We start from the raw sequence: 1,361 nt of genomic DNA, 5'->3' as shown, positions 1-1,361 counted from the left end.
CTCAACCTTGTGAGGTTCTTGTGCTGGTTCGTACCGGAAGGATGCGTCGAACGCGGATGCCCGAAAGTGGGGTGGTGCCGCGGGGGATGCCTGGGCCAGAGGTTCCTCCACTATGCCAGGGACGAACTAATCAGGTGGCTCGGGTGCGTCAATCCCATGGTGTACGAGGGCAGGTACGGAGGCACAGACATCGCGGCATGAGTTCGAGTTCCGGGGAGGGGTGTGGGGGTGTTGGACAGCGCTGTCGTCACAGGTCAAGCCGAGCGTCCGGGGACGCCTGGGGAAACTGGTGGCCGCCCCGTCCGCCTGGTGCTCGTGGGGAAGGCCGGGGCGGGGAAGGACACGGTGGCAGCCTACCTGGCCGCGAGGTACGGCTTCGCCCGCTACGCCTTCGCAGACAGGATCAAGCGACTGGCGGCGGAACTCTTCCCGGAGGCCTACGGGGCGTCGCCCAAGCCGCGCGCCCTGTTGCAGGAGGTCGGCACGGCCCTGAGGCGGGTCGACCCGGACGTGTGGGTGCGGCACCTGCTCCGCCGCGTGGAGGCCGAGGGGAAACCGCGCGCGGTAATTACCGACTGCCGCTACCAAAACGAACTGGGGGCGTGCCTGGAGCGGGGATTCGTGCCCGTGGCCATAGAGTGCCCGGAGGAACTGCGCTTGGCCAGGCTCCTCCTGCGGGACGGCGACGCCCAGGCGGGGACCCTCGGCCACGAGTCCGAGGCGGGCGTGGACCTGCCGCCGGGCACCCCCGTGCTGGACAACTCGGGTACGGTGGAGGACCTCCACCGCCAGGTCGACGCCCTGATGGAGGGATTGGGGGTGAGTCCCGCGCCGCCGCCCGACGAGAGGCCTGGCTGGCACGAGACGTTCATGAGGGTGGCGCTGGTGGTGGCGGAGCGTAGCACGTGCCTCCGCAAGAAGGTCGGCGCGGTGCTGGTGAGGGACAGGCGCGTAATCGCCACGGGGTACAATGGCGCGCCGAGGGGCCTGAGACACTGCGCGGAGTTCGGCTGCCTGCGGGCGGGCGAACCCACGGGGGTCGGCCTGGCGGACAGGTGCCGGGCGGTTCACGCCGAGGAGAACTGCGTGGTGCAGGCGGCGGTCTTCGGCGTGCCCACCGTCGGGGCGGAGCTGTACACCACAGCGTTCCCCTGCGCCCACTGTGCCAAGACACTGGTCAACGCTGGGGTGGCGGCGGTGCGCTACCTCGAGGGTTACCCCGACCCCCTGGCGGCGGAGGTCCTGCGGGAGGCGGGCGTGGAGGTGCGGCAGGTGGTCCTGGGTTGAGCGCTTTTGGGAGTTGCTCTTTCACGCGCTACAGGGAGAGGAACTCCCGTGAAATGTAATCTTTGAACATTGGT

Annotated in this window: 1 protein-coding gene; it reads left to right on the top strand. The window is 69.1% G+C overall.

Annotated features, from left to right (window positions below; genetic code table 11):
- Positions 1–228: 228 nt before the first annotated feature.
- Positions 229–1,287 (top strand): deaminase, encoded by a 1,059-nt coding sequence (locus tag G454_RS22795; protein WP_342669755.1) that lies wholly within the window; start codon positions 229–231, stop codon positions 1,285–1,287.
- The last annotated feature ends 74 nt before the right edge of the window (positions 1,288–1,361 follow it).

Source organism: Desulfovirgula thermocuniculi DSM 16036, assembly GCF_000429345.1.
Taxonomy (GTDB): Bacteria; Bacillota; Desulfotomaculia; order Desulfotomaculales; family Desulfovirgulaceae; genus Desulfovirgula; species Desulfovirgula thermocuniculi.
This window is presented reverse-complemented; position numbering and strand designations above follow the sequence as displayed.